This is a genomic window from Achromobacter spanius, from assembly GCF_003994415.1.
GTDB lineage: Bacteria > Pseudomonadota > Gammaproteobacteria > Burkholderiales > Burkholderiaceae_B > Achromobacter > Achromobacter spanius_C.
On record NZ_CP034689.1, the window covers coordinates 4,852,028 to 4,870,528 of the forward strand.

General features: G+C 60.8%; 14 protein-coding genes and 3 rRNA genes. 11 read left to right on the forward strand and 6 right to left on the reverse strand.

Annotated features, from left to right (window positions below; all coding sequences use genetic code 11):
- The first annotated feature begins 7 nt into the window (after nt 1-7).
- From lptE to ELS24_RS22185, 5 genes are all read left to right on the forward strand, one after another.
- Nucleotides 8-670 (forward strand): LPS assembly lipoprotein LptE, encoded by a 663-nt coding sequence (gene lptE / locus ELS24_RS22165; protein WP_127185394.1) that lies wholly within the window; start codon nt 8-10, stop codon nt 668-670.
- Nucleotides 671-673: 3 nt separating this feature from the next.
- Entirely contained in the window at nt 674-1,729 is a 1,056-nt protein-coding gene (holA, locus tag ELS24_RS22170; RefSeq protein WP_127185395.1) for a DNA polymerase III subunit delta, read from the forward strand.
- 177 nt (nt 1,730-1,906) lie between these two features.
- Complete coding sequence (locus ELS24_RS22175; RefSeq protein WP_050447802.1) at nt 1,907-3,187, forward strand: glutamate-5-semialdehyde dehydrogenase; 1,281 nt, start codon at nt 1,907-1,909, stop codon at nt 3,185-3,187.
- Nucleotides 3,188-3,339: 152 nt separating this feature from the next.
- A complete protein-coding gene (locus ELS24_RS22180) occupies nt 3,340-3,720 on the forward strand; it encodes a hypothetical protein (RefSeq protein ID WP_198158181.1) in 381 nt (126 codons plus the stop codon).
- A gap of 4 nt (nt 3,721-3,724) precedes the next feature.
- A complete protein-coding gene (locus ELS24_RS22185) occupies nt 3,725-4,510 on the forward strand; it encodes a 2-keto-4-pentenoate hydratase (protein ID WP_127185396.1) in 786 nt (261 codons plus the stop codon).
- 69 nt (nt 4,511-4,579) lie between these two features.
- On the opposite strand, the gene ELS24_RS22190 is transcribed toward ELS24_RS22185, so the two are convergent.
- Both ELS24_RS22190 and ELS24_RS22195 read right to left on the reverse strand, forming a co-directional pair.
- On the reverse strand, nt 4,580-5,995 hold the full coding sequence (locus ELS24_RS22190) for an amidase family protein (RefSeq protein ID WP_127185397.1): 1,416 nt from the start codon (nt 5,993-5,995) through the stop codon (nt 4,580-4,582).
- Nucleotides 5,996-6,088: 93 nt separating this feature from the next.
- Nucleotides 6,089-6,958: a LysR family transcriptional regulator gene (locus ELS24_RS22195; RefSeq protein ID WP_050447703.1), complete on the reverse strand. Its 870-nt coding sequence runs from the start codon at nt 6,956-6,958 to the stop codon at nt 6,089-6,091.
- A gap of 133 nt (nt 6,959-7,091) precedes the next feature.
- Between ELS24_RS22195 and ELS24_RS22200 the strand changes: the two genes are divergently transcribed.
- The 4 genes from ELS24_RS22200 (at nt 7,092) to ELS24_RS22215 (ending at nt 10,267) form a co-directional block, all read left to right on the forward strand.
- Nucleotides 7,092-8,519 (forward strand): MFS transporter, encoded by a 1,428-nt coding sequence (locus ELS24_RS22200; RefSeq protein ID WP_164741284.1) that lies wholly within the window; start codon nt 7,092-7,094, stop codon nt 8,517-8,519.
- 67 nt (nt 8,520-8,586) lie between these two features.
- Entirely contained in the window at nt 8,587-9,534 is a 948-nt protein-coding gene (locus tag ELS24_RS22205) for a 3-hydroxyacyl-CoA dehydrogenase NAD-binding domain-containing protein (protein WP_127185398.1), read from the forward strand.
- Between the two features lie 32 nt (nt 9,535-9,566).
- Nucleotides 9,567-9,839, forward strand: coding sequence for a GNAT family N-acetyltransferase (locus ELS24_RS22210; protein WP_050447700.1), 273 nt, complete (start codon nt 9,567-9,569; stop codon nt 9,837-9,839).
- A gap of 20 nt (nt 9,840-9,859) precedes the next feature.
- A complete protein-coding gene (locus ELS24_RS22215; RefSeq protein WP_164741285.1) occupies nt 9,860-10,267 on the forward strand; it encodes a YchJ family metal-binding protein in 408 nt (135 codons plus the stop codon).
- A 13-nt stretch (nt 10,268-10,280) separates the two neighbouring features.
- Here the strand turns inward: ELS24_RS22215 and ELS24_RS22220 are convergent, their stop codons facing one another.
- Nucleotides 10,281-11,153 carry a LysR substrate-binding domain-containing protein gene (locus tag ELS24_RS22220; protein WP_127185400.1) on the reverse strand — a complete coding sequence of 291 codons (873 nt, stop codon included), beginning with the start codon at nt 11,151-11,153 and terminating at the stop codon, nt 10,281-10,283.
- A gap of 124 nt (nt 11,154-11,277) precedes the next feature.
- Here ELS24_RS22220 and ELS24_RS22225 point away from each other — a divergent pair, with 124 nt between their 5' ends.
- Nucleotides 11,278-11,991, forward strand: coding sequence for a haloacid dehalogenase type II (locus tag ELS24_RS22225; RefSeq protein WP_127185401.1), 714 nt, complete (start codon nt 11,278-11,280; stop codon nt 11,989-11,991).
- Nucleotides 11,992-12,137: 146 nt separating this feature from the next.
- Nucleotides 12,138-12,878 carry an aldolase gene (locus ELS24_RS22230; RefSeq protein WP_127185402.1) on the forward strand — a complete coding sequence of 247 codons (741 nt, stop codon included), beginning with the start codon at nt 12,138-12,140 and terminating at the stop codon, nt 12,876-12,878.
- 174 nt (nt 12,879-13,052) lie between these two features.
- Here the strand turns inward: ELS24_RS22230 and rrf are convergent.
- The 3 genes from rrf to ELS24_RS22245 all read right to left on the reverse strand — a co-directional run bounded on the left by rrf (nt 13,053) and on the right by ELS24_RS22245 (nt 18,126).
- Nucleotides 13,053-13,165, reverse strand: a 5S ribosomal RNA gene (rrf, locus tag ELS24_RS22235).
- A 202-nt stretch (nt 13,166-13,367) separates the two neighbouring features.
- Nucleotides 13,368-16,252: ribosomal RNA gene (locus tag ELS24_RS22240) — 23S ribosomal RNA — on the reverse strand.
- A gap of 343 nt (nt 16,253-16,595) precedes the next feature.
- Nucleotides 16,596-18,126, reverse strand: a 16S ribosomal RNA gene (locus ELS24_RS22245).
- Together the 16S, 23S and 5S rRNA genes form the textbook arrangement of a ribosomal RNA operon.
- Nucleotides 18,127-18,501: the final 375 nt, after the last annotated feature.

Genomic DNA, 18,501 nt, shown 5'->3' on the forward strand with positions numbered 1-18,501 from the left:
GTCAAGCATGTACACCGCCGGGCAACTCTCGCACTCCCCCCGCCAATCCTGGCTGCTGCGCAGCGCCTGCCTGGCGCTGTTCATGCTGCTCTCCGCTTGCGGCTTCGCGCTACGCGGCGTCACCCCGATGCCGTTCGACACGATGTACATCGGCATGCCGGACAACACCCAGTTCGGCGCCGACGTGCGCCGCGCGCTGCGCGCGGCGTCGCCGAACACCAAGCTGGTGGATACGCCCAAGGAAGCTCAGGCCATCCTGCAACAGGTGAGCGATACCCGCACGCTGCGTGAAGTGTCCTTGAACGCACAAGGCCGGGTCGAGGAATACGAACTGGGCATCAACTACACGTTCCGCCTGATCGATAACCAGGGCCGCGCGCTGATCTCGGACACCACCTTGTCCATCTACCGCGAAATGCCGTATGACGACCAGGTCGTGCAGGCCAAGCAAGGCCAGATCGAAACCTTGTACAAAGCCATGCAGCGCGACCTGGTGTCGCGCCTGCTGCGCCGCTTGACCGCCCCCGACGTGCATCGCGCCTACGAAGAGGCGGCTGAGCGCGGTGAAAACGGCGAGATCCCGCTGTTCGACCCGAACGCTCCGCAGCAAAGAAGAACGCCCACGCCTTGGCAAACGCCGTCCACCACGGACCCGGCGATCCTGCGCTAGGCCATGGCACAGTCTCTGGACGCTGACCGGCTTGCCGAACATCTGCAGCGGCCCGGCAACCGGCTGGCCCCGCTGTATACGGTGTCGGGCGACGAGCCGTTGCTGGTGACGGAAGCGGTCGACACCTTGCGCGCGTCGGCGCGCAACGCGGGCTATACCGAACGGCTTTCCATGGTGATGGATGCCCGCAGCGACTGGAGCAGCGTTCTAGCCGCCACCCAGAGCGTGTCGTTGTTCGGCGACCGCCGCATCCTTGAAATCAAGATTCCCACCGGCAAGCCTGGCAAGTCAGGCGCCGACACCTTGACCAAGCTGGCCGAGCAAGCAGAAAAGCAGGCCGATGCCGACACGCTGATCCTGATTGCGCTGCCTCGGTTGGACAAAGCCACCCGAGAAAGCCGCTGGATGCAGGCGCTTGCCCGTGCCGGCATGATGGTGGACATCGCCAATATCGAACGCGGCAGGCTGCCTGCCTGGGTCGGCATGCGGCTGGCCCGCCAGAACCAGCGTGCAGACGGCGCCACCCTGCAATGGATGGCCGACAAGGTCGAAGGCAACCTGCTGGCCGCCCACCAGGAAATCCAGAAGCTGGGCCTGCTGTACCCGGAAGGCCAACTGGCCGCCGAAGACGTGGAACGCGCGGTGCTGAACGTGGCGCGCTACGACGTTTTCGGCCTGCGTGACGCCATGCTGGCCGGCGACATTGCGCGCACCATCCGCATGATCGATGGCCTGCGCGCCGAAGGCGAAGCCCTGCCGCTGGTGTTGTGGGCAGTGGGCGAAGAAATCCGCCTGCTGGCCCGCGTGGCCGAAGCGCGCGCGCTGGGCCAGGACGTCAATGGCCTGATGCGCAGGCTGCGCATCTTCGGCGCGCATGAACGCCTGGCGCTGCAGGCGCTGAACCGGGTGCAGCCCGGTGTCTGGCCTGCCGCGGTTCAACACGCCCATGATGTCGACCGCCTGATCAAGGGCCTGTCGGTTGCCGGCCGGCTATCGGACCCCTGGGAAGAAATGACCCGCCTGGCCCTGCGTGTCGCGGCCGCCGGCGGACGACCGTGAAGGCGGCAGCGCCGCCAACCTTCGCCTTGCTGTCCCTTTCGCCTTCCGTCTCTGGCTTTGCCCTTCTTGCTTTGCTCCCGATGTCCGGCCTCGCGGCCGGAGATACACTGAATCCCCTGGACCCCTGGCTTTCAGGTGGCCGCCACACCGCCACCCGAAGCTGCCCCCAAACACTCCATGATTGACGCCGCCATGTCCTCGTCCTCCATCGAACACGCCATGCTTACCTTGGGCGAAAACGCCCGGCGCGCCTCGCGCGCCATGATGCGCGCCAATAGCGCCGCGAAGAACAAGGCGCTGCTGGCAATGGCTGACGCCCTGGCCGCCAGCCACGACGAGCTGAAAGCCGCCAACGAAAAAGACGTGTCCGCCGCCCGCGCCAACGGCCTGGAACCGGCCCTGCTCGACCGCCTGACGCTGTCGGACAAAACGCTTGCCCACATGGCCGAAGGCTTGCGCCAGATCGCCGCCCTGCCCGACCCCATCGGCAGCATCACCGCCACCACCGTGCGCCCCAACGGCATGCGCGTGGCCCAGATGCGCGTGCCGCTGGGCGTCATCGGCATCATTTACGAATCGCGGCCCAACGTCACGATCGACGCGGCGGCGCTGTGCCTGAAATCGGGCAATGCCGCCATCCTGCGCGGCGGCAGCGAAGCGCTGCACTCGAACATTGCCTTGGGCCGCGTGGTCCAGACCGGCTTGGCAGCTGCCGGCTTGCCGCCGCAAGCCGTGCAGGTCGTGGCCACCGCCGACCGCGCTGCCGTTGGCAAGCTGATCACCATGACCGAGCATATCGACGTGATCGTGCCGCGCGGCGGCAAGGGCCTGATCGCGCGCCTGTCGCAAGAAGCCCGCGTGCCCCTGATCAAGCATCTGGACGGCAACTGCCACGTCTACATCGACGCGGCAGCCGACCCGGACAAGGCGCACACCATCGCGTTCAACGCCAAGACCTACCGCTATGGCATCTGCGGCGCCATGGAAACACTGTTGGTCGACGCGGTTGCGGCCGTTTCCATTTTGCCGACGCTTGCGGCGGCCTTGATCGAACACGGCGTGGAGCTGCGCGGCTGCCCGCGCACGCTGGCCTTGCTGCCCCACATTACGCCGGCCACCGAAGCCGACTGGGGCACCGAATACCTGGGCCCCATCCTGGCGGTACGCATCGTGGACACGCTGGACGACGCCATCGAGCACATCGCACGCTGGGGCTCGGGCCACACCGACGCCATCGTCACCGAAGACTTGTCGGCCGCGCAACGCTTCCAACGCGAAGTGGATTCCAGTTCGGTCTATGTCAACCTGCCGACCTGCTTCGCGGACGGCTTCGAATATGGGCTGGGCGCAGAAATCGGTATCTCCACCAACCGCCTGCACGCGCGCGGCCCCGTGGGCCTGGAAGGCTTGACCACGCTAAAGTGGGTACTGAACGGCGAAGGTCAGGTGCGCGGCTAAGCCCCACGGGGCGCGCTCCCCGCCGCGCACGCCAGGGCTGACGCAGCCCTGAACACGCGGCGGCGCCAAGCCTTCTACAATACGGCCTGCATTTTCTGCTCTGCCTTCTTATCATCCCAACGCGGCGCGCCGCGCAATCTTGAGATCCCCCCATGCATTCACCTGTCATGGCCATGGCCTTCAGCCTATTCGTGCTTTGCTTCATCACTTGCACGCTCAGCGGCATCGTCTTGTTCTTCTTCAAGTGCAAAGAAATCAACGCCACGCTGAAGCATCCGTACTTGCAGCATCGCCCATGGAAGCAGTACCCGCTGTCGATCCAGGCCGCCATCATGCTGGACTATTTTTTTCGGCTGATGTTTCCCGGCACGCGCTTCTGGCTGATCGGCAACGCCAACGACTTGCTGGGCCACGTCGATCCCAAAAAAACGCCGCTGTCGCTGAAGTGGCCCATTGTCGGTTTCTGGGGTTCGTGCTGGCTCGGGCTGATTGCAATGATCGTCCTGTGGATCATGCTGTTCCTGGGAAGCTGATCCCATGCAGATCCGCATTGAAGACTATCCCGGCAGCGAGCAAGCCGCCCGCATCCTGATCGCGGCGCGCGACGCCGGTGTGGCGGGCCCACGCTTGCCCGCCGACTGCCGGCCACAATCGCTGGCACAGGCCTTTGCCGTTCAGCAGCGCACCGCGCACTGGCTGCAAGCCACGCGGCAGGATCGCATTGCGGCCTGGAAGAGCGCGCTGCCGTCGCCAGAAAAAACCGTGGTGGCGCCCATTTATGCATCCGGCACTGCCTACACCGACGCGGGCCCGATTGCCACGCGCACGGACGTTGTGCGGGTAGAACCCGAAATTGCGTTTGAGCTTGCCCACGACCTGCCCGCCCGCGACACCCCTTACACCGACGCCGAGATAGATGCCGCCGTGGGCAGCGCCCGCTTGGCGCTTGAAGTGCTGGGCTGCCGCTACGCGGCGCCGGAACACGCCAGCCTGCCTGAATTGCTTGCCGACCATATGTTCAATGACGGCCTGGTGCTGGGCCCCCGCCTAGCCTCGCCGGATGCCGCCCCGGCCAGCATGACACTGACCTTGTCGATCAACGGCCGCGAGGTCGAGCAACACCCCGGCCTCCATCCCAACGACCATCCCAAGGCAGGGCTGTACTGGCTGGCCAACTTCCTGCGTGAACAAGGCCTGGGCCTGTCCGCCGGCCAGCACGTCATCACCGGTTCTTACGCCGGATTCCTGGACGTGCCCGCGCATCAGGACATCGAACTGGTCTACGGCGATCTGGGCGTCTTGCGCGTGCGCTTTGGCACGTAGCGGATAGGCGCGCGGCGCCAGCAAGCCTTGCCGCGCCGCCCCATCCGCACAGGGCAGGCCCCTGGTGACTCAGCGTGCCACGGGGTCGGCGATGGTGACGGGGTCGCCGCCCGCTTCGATGATTTCGCCAGCGGCCAGGCACAAGTCTTCGCGATAGCGGCCCGCCACGATCTGCACGCCGACCGGGCTTGGACCCACGCTGCTCATGGCTTGACCCATTGCCACCGACAAGCCGGGCAAGCCCATGAAGGGCACGCCGATCTGCGTCATTTGAGCGCGCCACACGCGGGCGTACGCGGCGTCGCCTTGTAAATCAAGCTTGTCCGGAAACGGCAGTTCAGCCGATACCGGCAACAACAGGATGGGGTAGTCGGCCAGGAACACTTCCCACATGCGGGTCAACGTTGCCCGGCGCGTCAACACGGCGGAAAAATTATTCAGATTGGCGTCGGCCGCCTTGTCGCGCTGGCCGCGCAACGCGACCAACGCCCCTTGGTCGCCCTCTTTTTCCGCGGCTGCCACCATGGCGTCATAGCCGTCAGCCATCCACATCCGCACCTGAAGGTCGGCCGCTTCCTGCATGGGAGGCACCGCCTCCAGCGTATCCACCGTCCAGCCGGCTTCGGTCAGGCGACGCGCGGCCTCCTGTAATGCCTTGACGACCGCGGGTTCGGTGTCCATGCCATCAGGGTTCAAGCACAGCGCGGCCCGGCGCGGCACGTCCGGCCCCACCAGCGGAGCCGGCACCCACCACGGGTCGCGCGGGTCGGGGGCGGCCAGCACGGCAAGCCCCAGGCGCACGTCGGCAATGGTGCGGCCCAAGGGTCCGGACACCGCCGTCAGTTGTCCGCCGATGGAGCGTTCGGGCAGCGCCGCGTTGTAAGCCGCCACGCGGCCAAGCGACGGACGCAAGCCGTGCACGCCGCAGGCGTAGGCCGGGTAGCGGATGGACCCGGCAATGTCGGTGCCATGAGCCAGGTGGCCGATGCCCGCCGCCACCGCCGACGCCGCGCCGCCCGACGAGCCTCCCGGCGTCAGTGCCGCATTGCGCGGGTTGTGGGTATCGCCATGCAGCGCATTGCCGGTGAACCAACGCAGGGAAAACGCCGGGGTGTTGGTGCGGCCCAGGATGACGGCGCCAGCCCGCAAGAGGTTGTCGACGACAGGGCTGTTCGTGGCGGCGATCAGGTCTTTTTGCAGATTCACGCCATTGGTGGTGGCATGGCCCGCCTGATCGACGTTGACCTTGACGGTAACGGGTACCCCCGCCAGCACGCCAGGATCTTCGCCGCGCGCAAGCTGCGCATCCACGTCGGAAGCCCGCGCCATGACCTCGTCAGGACGGTGGTCCACGACGGCGTTCAGCGCGGGGTTCACGGCATTGAGCCGGTCCAGTGCACTTTGCGCGGCCTCGACGGCGGACACGTCGCGGTTACGGATGCGGGAGGCAAGCTCAACCGCGGACAAACGCCAAAGATCGGACACGCGTCACTCCTGAGATCGTGGTTATTTCGGGCCAAGCAAACCTTAGCGCCAGTCGCGCCCGTCCACAAGCCACCGCTTACCACTGGCGTGCCGCTATTTGTCCTCTTCGAACACCTCGACAATCGCGTCCGCCACGGCTCGCACGCGCGCGGTGCGGTTCAGGTCGCCATGCATCACCAGCCACAAATCGTAAGGCTCGCTGCGGTTGGGCCAGATGCGCACCAGGTCGGGATAATCCGGCGCCATGTGCGTGGGCAATTCACCGATACCCAGCCCCGCCGCCACCGCCGCGATGATCATCAGCCCCGAATTCAGTTCGATGGCGATACGGCCGTTGCCCGTGGGTTCACCGCAAAACGTATCGGACCATCCCGGCAGCACCGCCTGCTGGTAGGTCACCAGCGTATGGCCGGCGAACGCCGTGCCCGGCCGGGGTTCGCCATGCGCGGCAAGGTAGGCGCGCGACGCATATAGCCCCACTTCCTTGCGGGCCAGATGGCGCTGGATCAGGTCGGGATTGTCCGGCTTGATGTTGCGGATGGCCAAGTCCGCCTCGCGGCGTGTCAGGTTGCTGATCTGGATGGATGCCGACAGCGCCACTCTTATGTCGGGATGCTGGGCATGCAGCCGGCGCACGGCCTCCATGACGAAGTAGCTAGCCACCGTTTCGGATGCGGCCACGCGCACCACCCCGGACAAGCGGTGATCCAGCCCCTGCATCTGCCGCTGCAACTGGTCGGCCGCCTGCTCCATGCGTTGCGCGGCCGCAAAAGCCAGTTCGCCCGCCGCCGTGGGCACATACCCGGTCGGCGTGCGCAGGAACAACCGCGCGTCCAACGAGGCTTCCAGCGCGGCCAGACGCCGTCCCGCCGTTGCCTGGTCAATCTGCAACAAGGCCGCCGCCCCGCGCAGCGTACCAACCCGATAAATAGCCAGGAATATTCTGGCGTTGTCCCAATCCATCGCACCCGTCCCTGTGGTCCATGCCGAATATCGTGATGCATTTTCGCATCACAACAAAGCAATTATTCGGCTTTTTTGCACCAGCGAAAAGCCCTAAGCTGCCTTCCTCAACATGCCGCAATCGTCACCCTTCATGACCACCGCCTGCCCGCAAGCCCCCTGCCCCACCGCCGCCAGCCCGCAAGTCCCGCGCCCCACCATTGACGGCAAGCCCCTGACTGGCTGGCTGCCGCTTGTCACCCTGGCCATCGGCTTTGTCATGGCGATGCTGGACGTTACGGTGGTCAATGTTGCGCTGCCCAGCATCGCCTTGCAGTTCGTCGTCCCGCTGACTGACCTGGTCTGGATTGTGGACGGCTATACGCTGACCTTTGCCGCCTTGCTGCTGGTGGCCGGCGCGCTGGCCGACCGATACGGCGCCAAAACCATCTATCTGGCAGGGCTGGCCGTGTTCACCCTGGCCTCCTTGCTATGCGGCCTGGCGCCAAACGCCAACACGCTGATCGCCGCGCGCATGCTGCAGGGCCTGGGCGCCGCCTTGTTCATGCCAAGTTCACTGAGCTTGCTCACACACGCCTATGAAGACGAACAGGTGCGCACCCGCATGCTTGCCGCCTGGTCCGCCATCGTGGCGGTGGCGGGTGCGGCCGGCCCCTTGATGGGCGGCGTCCTGATCCACCAATTCGGCTGGCGCGGCATTTTCCTCATCAACATCCCGCTTGGCCTGGTGGGCCTGTGGCTTGCCCGCCGGCGCATCCAGAGCGCGCCACGCCGGCCCCGCGCGCTGAACCCCTTGAGCCACCTGCTGGGCGTGATTGCGCTGTCCTCACTTTGCTTCGTGCTGATCCAGGGCAACGCTTATGGCTGGACATCCGCCCGCATTGCCGGCGTCGCCGCGCTGTGCGCCGTGGCGCTTGTACTGCTGGTGCGGCGCGAACGCCGCCACGTCGAGCCCATCCTGCCGCGAGCCCTGTTCACCACTGCGCATTTCGCCGCCGCCAATGGCGTGGGGTTTCTGATCAATCTGGCCGCCTACGGCCAACTGTTTCTGCTTAGCCTGTTCCTGCAACACGCCCGGGGAACCGACGCACTTCAAACCGGTATCCAGTTGGTGCCGATGCTGGCGGTGTTCTCGATCGGCAATATGATTTCGGCGCGCGTTTCCGCCCGCTGGACCGTGTCGGCCTCGCTGTTGGGCGGCTTGTCGCTGGCGGCGGCCATGAGCGCCGCCGGCATCGTCGTGTTCTCGCCCCACATGGCGTATTGGCCGTTTGCGGTTGTGGTGGCGCTGGCCAACCTGGGCGTGGGAATCGCCGTGCCCGCGATGACCAGCGTCGTCATGCAGGTTTCAGGCAAGCACCATGCCAATAGCGCGGCGGCGGCGTTGAACGCCAACCGCCAGTCCGGCGCCTTGGTGGGCGTGGCCGTAATGGGCACCATCCTGCATGCCTTGCCCGATTGGAATGCAAGCCTGTCCCTGGCGTATTGCGTGATCGCGGCCAGCTACGTGGGCGCGGTTGTGTTGGTCTGGCGGCACCTGCGCAGCACGCACAATATGTGACCGGTGGTATGCAGGCGCCCGGCGTTTGCTTCACAATGTGGCCGAACCCTAGACCCAGGAGAGCCGCATGTCCCACACCGCCGCGCCGCAACGGTCCATTCGCCGTATCGCCATCGTTGGCGCGGGCACGATCGGCGCCAGTTGGGCGGCGCTGTTCCTGGCGCGCGGCATGGAAGTGGTGGTCAGCGACCCCGCCGCCGATGCCGAAGCGCAAACACGGGCCCGAGTACAAGCCGCGTGGCCCGTGCTGCTTGAATTGGGACACATCACCGAAGGCGCCTCGCCCCGGGCTTTGCGATTCGAGCCGGATCTGGCCCAGGCGCTGGCCAACGTGGACTTTGTGCAGGAGAACGCGCCCGAACGCGAAGACTTCAAGATCGACCTCTTCGCGCGCATGGATGCGATGCTGCCTTCCCATGTCATCGTGGCATCCAGTTCGTCGGGCCTCATCATGAGCAGGCTGCAATCCCGTTGCCAGCATCCCGAGCGCTTTGTCATCGGCCACCCCTTCAACCCGCCGCATCTGATTCCGCTGGTGGAAGTGGTGGGCGGCGACAAAACCTCGGCTGACGTCATCGACCGAAGCATTGCGTTCTACAAGGCCATGGGCAAGCATCCCATTCGCCTGAACAAGGAAGTGCCGGGGCATATCGCCAACCGGCTGCAAGCCGCCATCTGGCGTGAAGCCATCCACCTTGCCGCGGAAAACGTGGCCAGCGTCGCGGATATCGATGCGGCCGTCTCGCAGGGCCCGGGCCTGCGCTGGGCATTGTTTGGTCCGCATATGACCTTTAATCTGGGCGGTGGCGCGGGTGGCCTTGCGCATTTCATGCACCATCTTCTGGGCCCCGTGCAAACCTGGTGGGACGACCTGGGCGCACCCGAGGTCACGCCAGCGCTGCAGCGCAAACTGATCGACGGCGTCAACGCCGAGGCCGGGCACCGCAGCATTGCCGATCTCGTGGAAACACGCGACGCCCAGCTCACCGCGCTGATCAAGGCCCTGCGCCGATAAGCCCAAGCGCCTGCTTACAAGGAGTTTATTGAATGACCGAAGTCACCCATGAACCCGGCCAATCCCGTTTCACCGCCACGGTCGATGGCGTGCTGTGCGTGCTGGACTACCAGTTGCAAGGCGACGCCATGGTTATTGTTCACACAGGCGTCCCAAGCCCGGTCGGTGGACGCGGCATCGCCGCGGAATTGACCAAAGTCGCACTGGAAACCGCGCAGGCCAAAGGCTGGAAAGTGCGCCCCGTGTGCTCGTATGCCGAGGTCTACATGCGCCGCCACCCCGAATACAACGACCTGCGGGCCTGATTCCCGTCTTCTGGCACGCCGTGACAAAGAAATCCGCACCCTCTCCCGAAACCGCGCCCTGCCCCTGCGGAGGCGTAATCTATTCCCGTTGCTGCGGCCGTTGGCACGACGGCCCGCTGGCCATGCAGGCGCCCACCGCCGAAGCGCTCATGCGATCGCGCTACAGCGCTTTCGTGCTCGACAAGCTACCCTATCTTTTGGCCAGCTGGCATCCCACCACTCGGCCCGCCACGCTGGAACCCAATCCGCCTGACCTGAAATGGCTACGGCTATCCATCAAACAAGCGCGCGACCAGGACGCCGACCACGCTACCGTGGAATTTGTCGCACGCAGTCGCCAAGCCGGACGCGCGCATCGCCTGCACGAAGTCAGCCGCTTCGTGCGTGAAGGTGGGCAGTGGTACTACGTGGACGGCGATCTGAACTGAACGCCCGCAAGGATCAGGCAGCGAACGAAGTCTGCGCATCGGCCTCCACGGCCTGGCTTACCGCCGCCACCAATTGCCGCTCAATTTCACCAGGCGCGCGCTGGTTGCTGACGATCGCCAGTTCGGTCGGGGGAACCGCAGCGAACCCATCCTCGGCGCCCAACACATCGTGCGACGCCAATTGGGCAAATGCGGGCAGCAGGCTCACGCCCAGCCCCGCCGCCACAGCCGCCTGCACCCCGGCCAGGCTATGGCTGTGGTAGGCGGCATGCCAGGATCGGCCCGCAGTTTCCAAGGCATAGATCATGCGCTTGCGATAAATGCAGCCCTGCGGAAACATCACCAGCGGCACCGTGGCAACGCCCCTCAGATGCTCTTTGTTGCCCACCCAGACCAAGCGCTCCGGCCAGGCGGCCAGACAAGGGCCATCGCCCGGCTCGCGCTTGATCAAGGCCACGTCCAGATCCCCTGCCCCCAAGCGCCCGCGCAAGTCGGCGCTCATGCCGCTGGCCGTTTCCAGGCGTACCTCGGGATGGCTGGCCGCAAACCTCACCAACAGAGCCGTCAGCCGGACCACGTCGAAATCCTCTGGGATACCCAGGCGCAGCACGCGCAACGCGCGTGGCGCCGTCAACGCCAGTTCTGCCTCGTCGGCCATTGCCAGCAGGCGGCGAGCGTAAGCCAACATCAGTTCGCCGTCCTCGGTCGCGACCACGTTGCCGCCCGCGCGGTCCCGCAGCAATAGCGTCTTGCCCATGGTCTGCTCAAGCTTGCGCACCTGCTGGCTGACCGTCGACTGGGTACGATGCACGCGACTTGCCGCGCGCGTAAAGCTGCCTTCATCGGCAACGCATACCAACGTACGTAAGAGTTCCAGATCGAGCATGGAGTTTGATAGTTGAAGATCAACTAAGTGGAGTCTGATTATTAATTTTACGACTTTGCGGTGTGAGTTCTAAGCTGCCTATTCAAGCCTCTAACTGCCCACTCATCTCGATAAGGACACCGCAATGCCGCTGAACCAACGTCCCCGCCCGCAGTGGCTCACCTTTGACTGCTACGGCACCCTCATCCAGTGGGACGAGGGCCTGCACGCCGCGGTCAGCCGCATCCTCGCCTCCAATCCGCAAGAACGCGCTTTGCCCACTCCGGCGAATTTTCTGAATATCTACGACCAGCACGAGCATCGCCTTGAACGCACGCCGCCTCATCGCAACTTTGCGGATATCGCCCGCGAGGCGCTGCGCCTGACCATGCAGGAGCTTGGGCTGACCTACCGTCCGGAAGACGCCAACATGCTGATAGACAGTATCTCGGCCATGCCTCCTTTTCCCGAAGTCGTGGACACATTGTCCGTGCTGAAACAGGCGGGCTTTCGGCTATGCATCATCTCGAACACAGACGATCAGATCATTGCGGGCAACGTCGCCCAGTTGGGCGGACATATTGATCGCGTCATCACCGCGGAACAAGCCGGCGCCTACAAACCGTCTGGCAAGATTTTCGCCCATGCTTACAACAGCCTGGGCGTGACGGCGGACGACGTGGTGCATATTTGCGCCAGTCCGCATCTGGACCATGCCGCCGCGCGCGACATTGGATTCCGATGCGTCTGGATCGACCGTGGTACAGGTCGTCAACGCTTGCCGGACTATCTTCCGGACGCTACCGTACCGACGTTGGACCGCGTGCCCGATCTGTTCCGGAACGCCGGTTGGCTATGACACGCCGTGATGGCCTGTGGCAGTCGATGCCGATCGCCCAATACCGAGCGTGCGATACCGGCGCTACCGGCCGTCCGCTACCGGTCGTCCGCTACCGGCCGTCTTTTCCTCTTGCCCAATAACCGAACCTTAGATTGAAGGTAAACATGAACCAAGATCCCCATTTTGCCGACGCACTCTTTCACGCTGAACCCGTGGCAGCGCTCCGAGCTGATCTGGCACTGGCGCTACGCGCGGCGGCGGCCCACGGTTTGGGTGAGGGGGTCTGCAACCATTTCAGCGTGGCATTGCCTGGCGACCCGGACCATTTCCTGCTGAATCCGCGTGGTCTCATGTGGAGCGAAGTCCAAGCCGATGACATCGTATTGATCGACGCCCAAGGCAACAGACTTGCGGGCCGGCACGCCGTCGAGCCCACGGCCATGTTCATCCACGCCGCCATACACCGTATTGCGGGTAAAACCTGTGTCTTGCACACGCACATGCCCTACGCCACGGCGCTAACGCTCACTTCCGATCGTGGTCTGGACACCACCCTCTCGCAGAACGCCATGCGTTTCCATGGCCGTCTGGCCATCGACGAAAACTACAACGGGCTGGCGTTGGACGTCAGCGAAGGCGAACGCATCGCGCATGCCATGCAGGGTGCCGACATCGTATTTCTTGCCAATCACGGAGTCGTGGTGTGCGGAGAACGCTTGGACTACGCCTACGACGATCTCTTTTTCCTGGAACGCGCCTGTGCGGCACAGGTGTTGGCCCAATCCACCGGCCGTGCGCTCAAGCCGGTAAACGCCGGCCTGGCCGCCAAAGTCGCAGCGCAGATCCAAGGCGAACGCCTGCAATCGGAGTTGTTCTTCCAAGCGCTGCGCCGCCAATTGCCTTAGCGTCAGATTTTAATTTTTTAAGCGCGCATCAAACAAAAACGCCTCGCGGCATCAGCCGCGAGGCGTTTTCCAATTCATCAGTGCTGCAAAGATAAAATCTACAGGCAGAACATAAAAACATAACCCCAAAAACAAAACCCCACAGGATTACCTGTGGGGTTTTGCGCAATAAAAGCCTGACGATGACCTACTTTCACAGACGTCCGTCCACTATCATCGGCGCGAAGGCGTTTCACTGTCCTGTTCGGGATGGGAAGGAGTGGTACCACCTTGCTATGGTCGTCAGGCGTAACGGGTTGAGCGGCTGCGGGTTAGCGCAACGGCTCCAATCTTGGAAGAAACACAACGTGTGGGTGACCAGAGGCAAGCTCGATGGTCACGCACAAGGGGTATGTAATTGGTGTTGGCTGGCTGCTGACGGGGCAGCCAGATTTTGTATTGAACGACACTTGGAACGCTATATCACCAGGTCATAACCATCAGTGTTATAGGATCAAGCCTCACGAGCAATTAGTATCGGTTAGCTTAACGCATTACTGCGCTTCCACACCCGACCTATCAACGTCCTGGTCTCGAACGACTCTTTAGGGGGATCAAGTCCCCGGGATACCTAATCTTCAGACGAGTTTCCCGCTTAGATGCCTTCAGCGGTTATCTCTTCCGTACTTAGCTACCCGGCAATGCCATTGGCATGACAACCGGTACACCAGAGGTACGTCCACTCCGGTCCTCTCGTACTAGGAGCAGGCTCCGTCAAGTATCCAACGCCCACGGCAGATAGGGACCAAACTGTCTCACGACGTTTTAAACCCAGCTCACGTACCTCTTTAAATGGCGAACAGCCATACCCTTGGGACCGGCTACAGCCCCAGGATGAGATGAGCCGACATCGAGGTGCCAAACACCGCCGTCGATATGAACTCTTGGGCGGTATCAGCCTGTTATCCCCAGAGTACCTTTTATCCGTTGAGCGATGGCCCTTCCATTCAGAACCACCGGATCACTATGTCCTGCTTTCGCACCTGTTCGACTTGTCAGTCTCACAGTCAAGCACGCTTATGCCATTGCACTATCAGCACGATTTCCGACCGTACCTAGCGTACCTTCGAACTCCTCCGTTACACTTTGGGAGGAGACCGCCCCAGTCAAACTGCCCACCATGCACTGTCCCCGATCCGGATAACGGACCAAGGTTAGAACCGCAAACAAACCAGGGTGGTATTTCAAGGATGGCTCCACGTGATCTAGCGACCACGCTTCAAAGCCTCCCACCTATCCTACACAGGCCGGTTCACAGATCAATGCAAAGCTACAGTAAAGGTTCATGGGGTCTTTCCGTCTAGCCGCGGGTAGATTGCATCATCACAAACACTTCAACTTCGCTGAGTCTCAGGAGGAGACAGTGTGGCCATCGTTACGCCATTCGTGCAGGTCGGAACTTACCCGACAAGGAATTTCGCTACCTTAGGACCGTTATAGTTACGGCCGCCGTTTACCGGGGCTTCGATCAAGAGCTTGCACCCCATCACTTAACCTTCCGGCACCGGGCAGGCGTCACACCCTATACGTCGACTTTCGTCTTTGCAGAGTGCTGTGTTTTTAATAAACAGTCGCAGCCACCGATTCTCTGCGACCCCATCATGCTAAGCGCGCAGGCGCTTCACACTACCGGGGTATACCTTCTCCCGAAGTTACGGTATCAATTTGCCGAGTTCCTTCTCCTGAGTTCTCTCAAGCGCCTTGGAATATTCATCCCGTCCACCTGTGTCGGTTTGCGGTACGGTCTCGTACAGCTGAAGCTTAGAGGCTTTTCTTGGAACCACTTCCAATCACTTCGCAAGCAATGCTCGCTCGTGCCATACCCTTGATTTACGCGCCCGGATTTGCCTAAGCGCCATCTTCGATACAGCAACAGGGACATCCAACACCCTGATGATCTTCCGCGATCCGTCCCCCCATCGCACTGTACGACGGTACTGGAATATTAACCAGTTTCCCATCAGCTACGCATCTCTGCCTCGCCTTAGGGGCCGACTCACCCTGCGCCGATGAACGTTGCGCAGGAAACCTTGGACTTACGGCGAGGGGGCTTTTCACCCCCTTTATCGCTACTCATGTCAGCATTCGCACTTCTGATACCTCCAGCAGCCTTTACAAGCCACCTTCGCAGGCTTACAGAACGCTCTCCTACCGCGTGCACTAAAAGTGCACACCCGCAGCTTCGGTTTATCGCTTAGCCCCGTTACATCTTCCGCGCAGGACGACTCGATCAGTGAGCTATTACGCTTTCTTTAAAGGATGGCTGCTTCTAAGCCAACCTCCTGACTGTCTATGCCTTCCCACTTCGTTTCCCACTTAGCGATAATTCGGGACCTTAGCTGGCGGTCTGGGTTGTTTCCCTCTTGAGTCCGGACGTTAGCACCCGGTGCTCTGTCTCCCAAGCTGTACTTGCGGGTATTCGGAGTTTGCCATAGTTTGGTAAGTCGCCATGACCCCCTAGCTATAACAGTGCTCTACCCCCCGCAGTAATACTTGAGGCACTACCTAAATAGTTTTCGGAGAGAACCAGCTATTTCCAGATTTGTTTAGCCTTTCACCCCTATCCACAGCTCATCCCCTAATTTTTCAACATTAGTGGGTTCGGTCCTCCAGCACGTGTTACCGTGCCTTCAACCTGGCCATGGATAGATCATCTGGTTTCGGGTCTACACCCAGCGACTGAATCGCCCTATTCGGACTCGCTTTCGCTACGGCTTCCCTATTCGGTTAACCTTGCCACTGAATGTAAGTCGCTGACCCATTATACAAAAGGTACGCAGTCACCCCACAAGGAGGCTCCTACTGTTTGTATGCATACGGTTTCAGGATCTATTTCACTCCCCTTCCGGGGTTCTTTTCGCCTTTCCCTCACGGTACTGGTTCACTATCGGTCGATCACGAGTATTTAGCCTTGGAGGATGGTCCCCCCATCTTCAAACAGGATTTCACGTGTCCCGCCCTACTTGTCTTACGCTTAGTTCCACACACAAGATTTCATCTACAGGGCTATCACCTGCTACGGCCGGACTTTCCATTCCGTTCGACTATCTTGCGTGCTAAAACGTAAAGGCTCTTCCGATTTCGCTCGCCACTACTTTCGGAATCTCGGTTGATTTCTTTTCCTCGAGCTACTGAGATGTTTCAGTTCACCCGGTTCGCTTCCACTAGCCTATGTATTCAGCTAGGGATACCGCATTGCTGCGGTGGGTTTCCCCATTCGGATATCTACGGATCAAAGCTTGTTTGCCAGCTCCCCGTAGCTTTTCGCAGGCTACTACGTCCTTCATCGCCTGTGATCGCCAAGGCATCCACCATATGCACTTAGTCGCTTGATCCTATAACGCTGTAGGCTATAGGACCTGAGTATTAGCGTTTGTGCCGTTCATAAGTTTCAAAGCAGTCTGAGGTTATTCACCCCAGTCTTGAGAACTTGGAACAAAATAATGCAATCACAACCCGTACTTATCTTCCTCGGCTTGCGCCAAGTACTTAATAAGTACATTTCGTTGTGCTTCTTCCAGATTGTTAAAGAACGAATATAGCTGTTGAGTAAAACCCAACGCATAGCGCTGCAAGCAGCGCTATGCGTTAACTTCTACGCCGGGCCAATCAATATTGACCCCAGCTACAAAAAACAACCGATAAGAGTGGACGCTTAACACGAGCACTTAAGCTCTGAAAGGAGGTGATCCAGCCGCACCTTCCGATACGGCTACCTTGTTACGACTTCACCCCAGTCATGAATCCTACCGTGGTAATCGCCCCCCTTACGGTTAGGCTAACTACTTCTGGTAAAACCCACTCCCATGGTGTGACGGGCGGTGTGTACAAGACCCGGGAACGTATTCACCGCGACATGCTGATCCGCGATTACTAGCGATTCCGACTTCACGCAGTCGAGTTGCAGACTGCGATCCGGACTACGATCGGGTTTCTGGGATTGGCTCCCCCTCGCGGGTTGGCGACCCTCTGTCCCGACCATTGTATGACGTGTGAAGCCCTACCCATAAGGGCCATGAGGACTTGACGTCATCCCCACCTTCCTCCGGTTTGTCACCGGCAGTCTCATTAGAGTGCCCTTTCGTAGCAACTAATGACAAGGGTTGCGCTCGTTGCGGGACTTAACCCAACATCTCACGACACGAGCTGACGACAGCCATGCAGCACCTGTGTTCCGGTTCTCTTGCGAGCACTTCCAAATCTCTTCGGAATTCCAGACATGTCAAGGGTAGGTAAGGTTTTTCGCGTTGCATCGAATTAATCCACATCATCCACCGCTTGTGCGGGTCCCCGTCAATTCCTTTGAGTTTTAATCTTGCGACCGTACTCCCCAGGCGGTCAACTTCACGCGTTAGCTGCGCTACCAAGGCCCGAAGGCCCCAACAGCTAGTTGACATCGTTTAGGGCGTGGACTACCAGGGTATCTAATCCTGTTTGCTCCCCACGCTTTCGTGCATGAGCGTCAGTGTTATCCCAGGAGGCTGCCTTCGCCATCGGTGTTCCTCCGCATATCTACGCATTTCACTGCTACACGCGGAATTCCACCTCCCTCTGACACACTCTAGCTCGGTAGTTAAAAATGCAGTTCCAAAGTTAAGCTCTGGGATTTCACATCTTTCTTTCCGAACCGCCTGCGCACGCTTTACGCCCAGTAATTCCGATTAACGCTTGCACCCTACGTATTACCGCGGCTGCTGGCACGTAGTTAGCCGGTGCTTATTCTGCAGGTACCGTCAGTTTCACGGGGTATTAGCCCATGACGTTTCTTTCCTGCCAAAAGTGCTTTACAACCCGAAGGCCTTCATCGCACACGCGGGATGGCTGGATCAGGGTTTCCCCCATTGTCCAAAATTCCCCACTGCTGCCTCCCGTAGGAGTCTGGGCCGTGTCTCAGTCCCAGTGTGGCTGGTCGTCCTCTCAAACCAGCTACGGATCGTCGCCTTGGTGAGCCGTTACCCCACCAACTAGCTAATCCGATATCGGCCGCTCTAATAGTGCAAGGTCTTGCGATCCCCTGCTTTCCCCCGTAGGGCGTATGCGGTATTAGCTACGCTTTCGCGTAGTTATCCCCCGCTACTAGGCACGTTCCGATACATTACTCACCCGTTCGCCACTCGCCACCAGACCGAAGTCCGTGCTGCCGTTCGACTTGCATGTGTAAGGCATCCCGCTAGCGTTCAATCTGAGCCAGGATCAAACTCTTCAGTTTAATCTCTGTATTTGTTTCGTATTCTTGGTCCGAATAAATTCGAACCAGGTCATACGTCGCTACTCAAAGGAAGTGAGGTATGTTCTTAAACTTGACGTCTAAGGTACTTCACTTCTAGTGAGCACTTGATTTCATTGTGCTTGTGAAGCAAGCCAAGGTTTGACCCCAGACCTGAATCACAGTGCATCGCATCAAGCGCCCACACTTATCGGTTGTTTAATTGTTAAAGAGCGGTACTGCTAAATTCTGTACTACCAACTGCTTGCTGCTACCTACCAAACTTGCCAGCTTCGCTGCGGCTTTCGCCTTGCGTTGCTCGCTGTTTTCAGCAGCAGAGAGGCGAGATTATGAAGAAGTTTTTATCGCTTGTCAAGT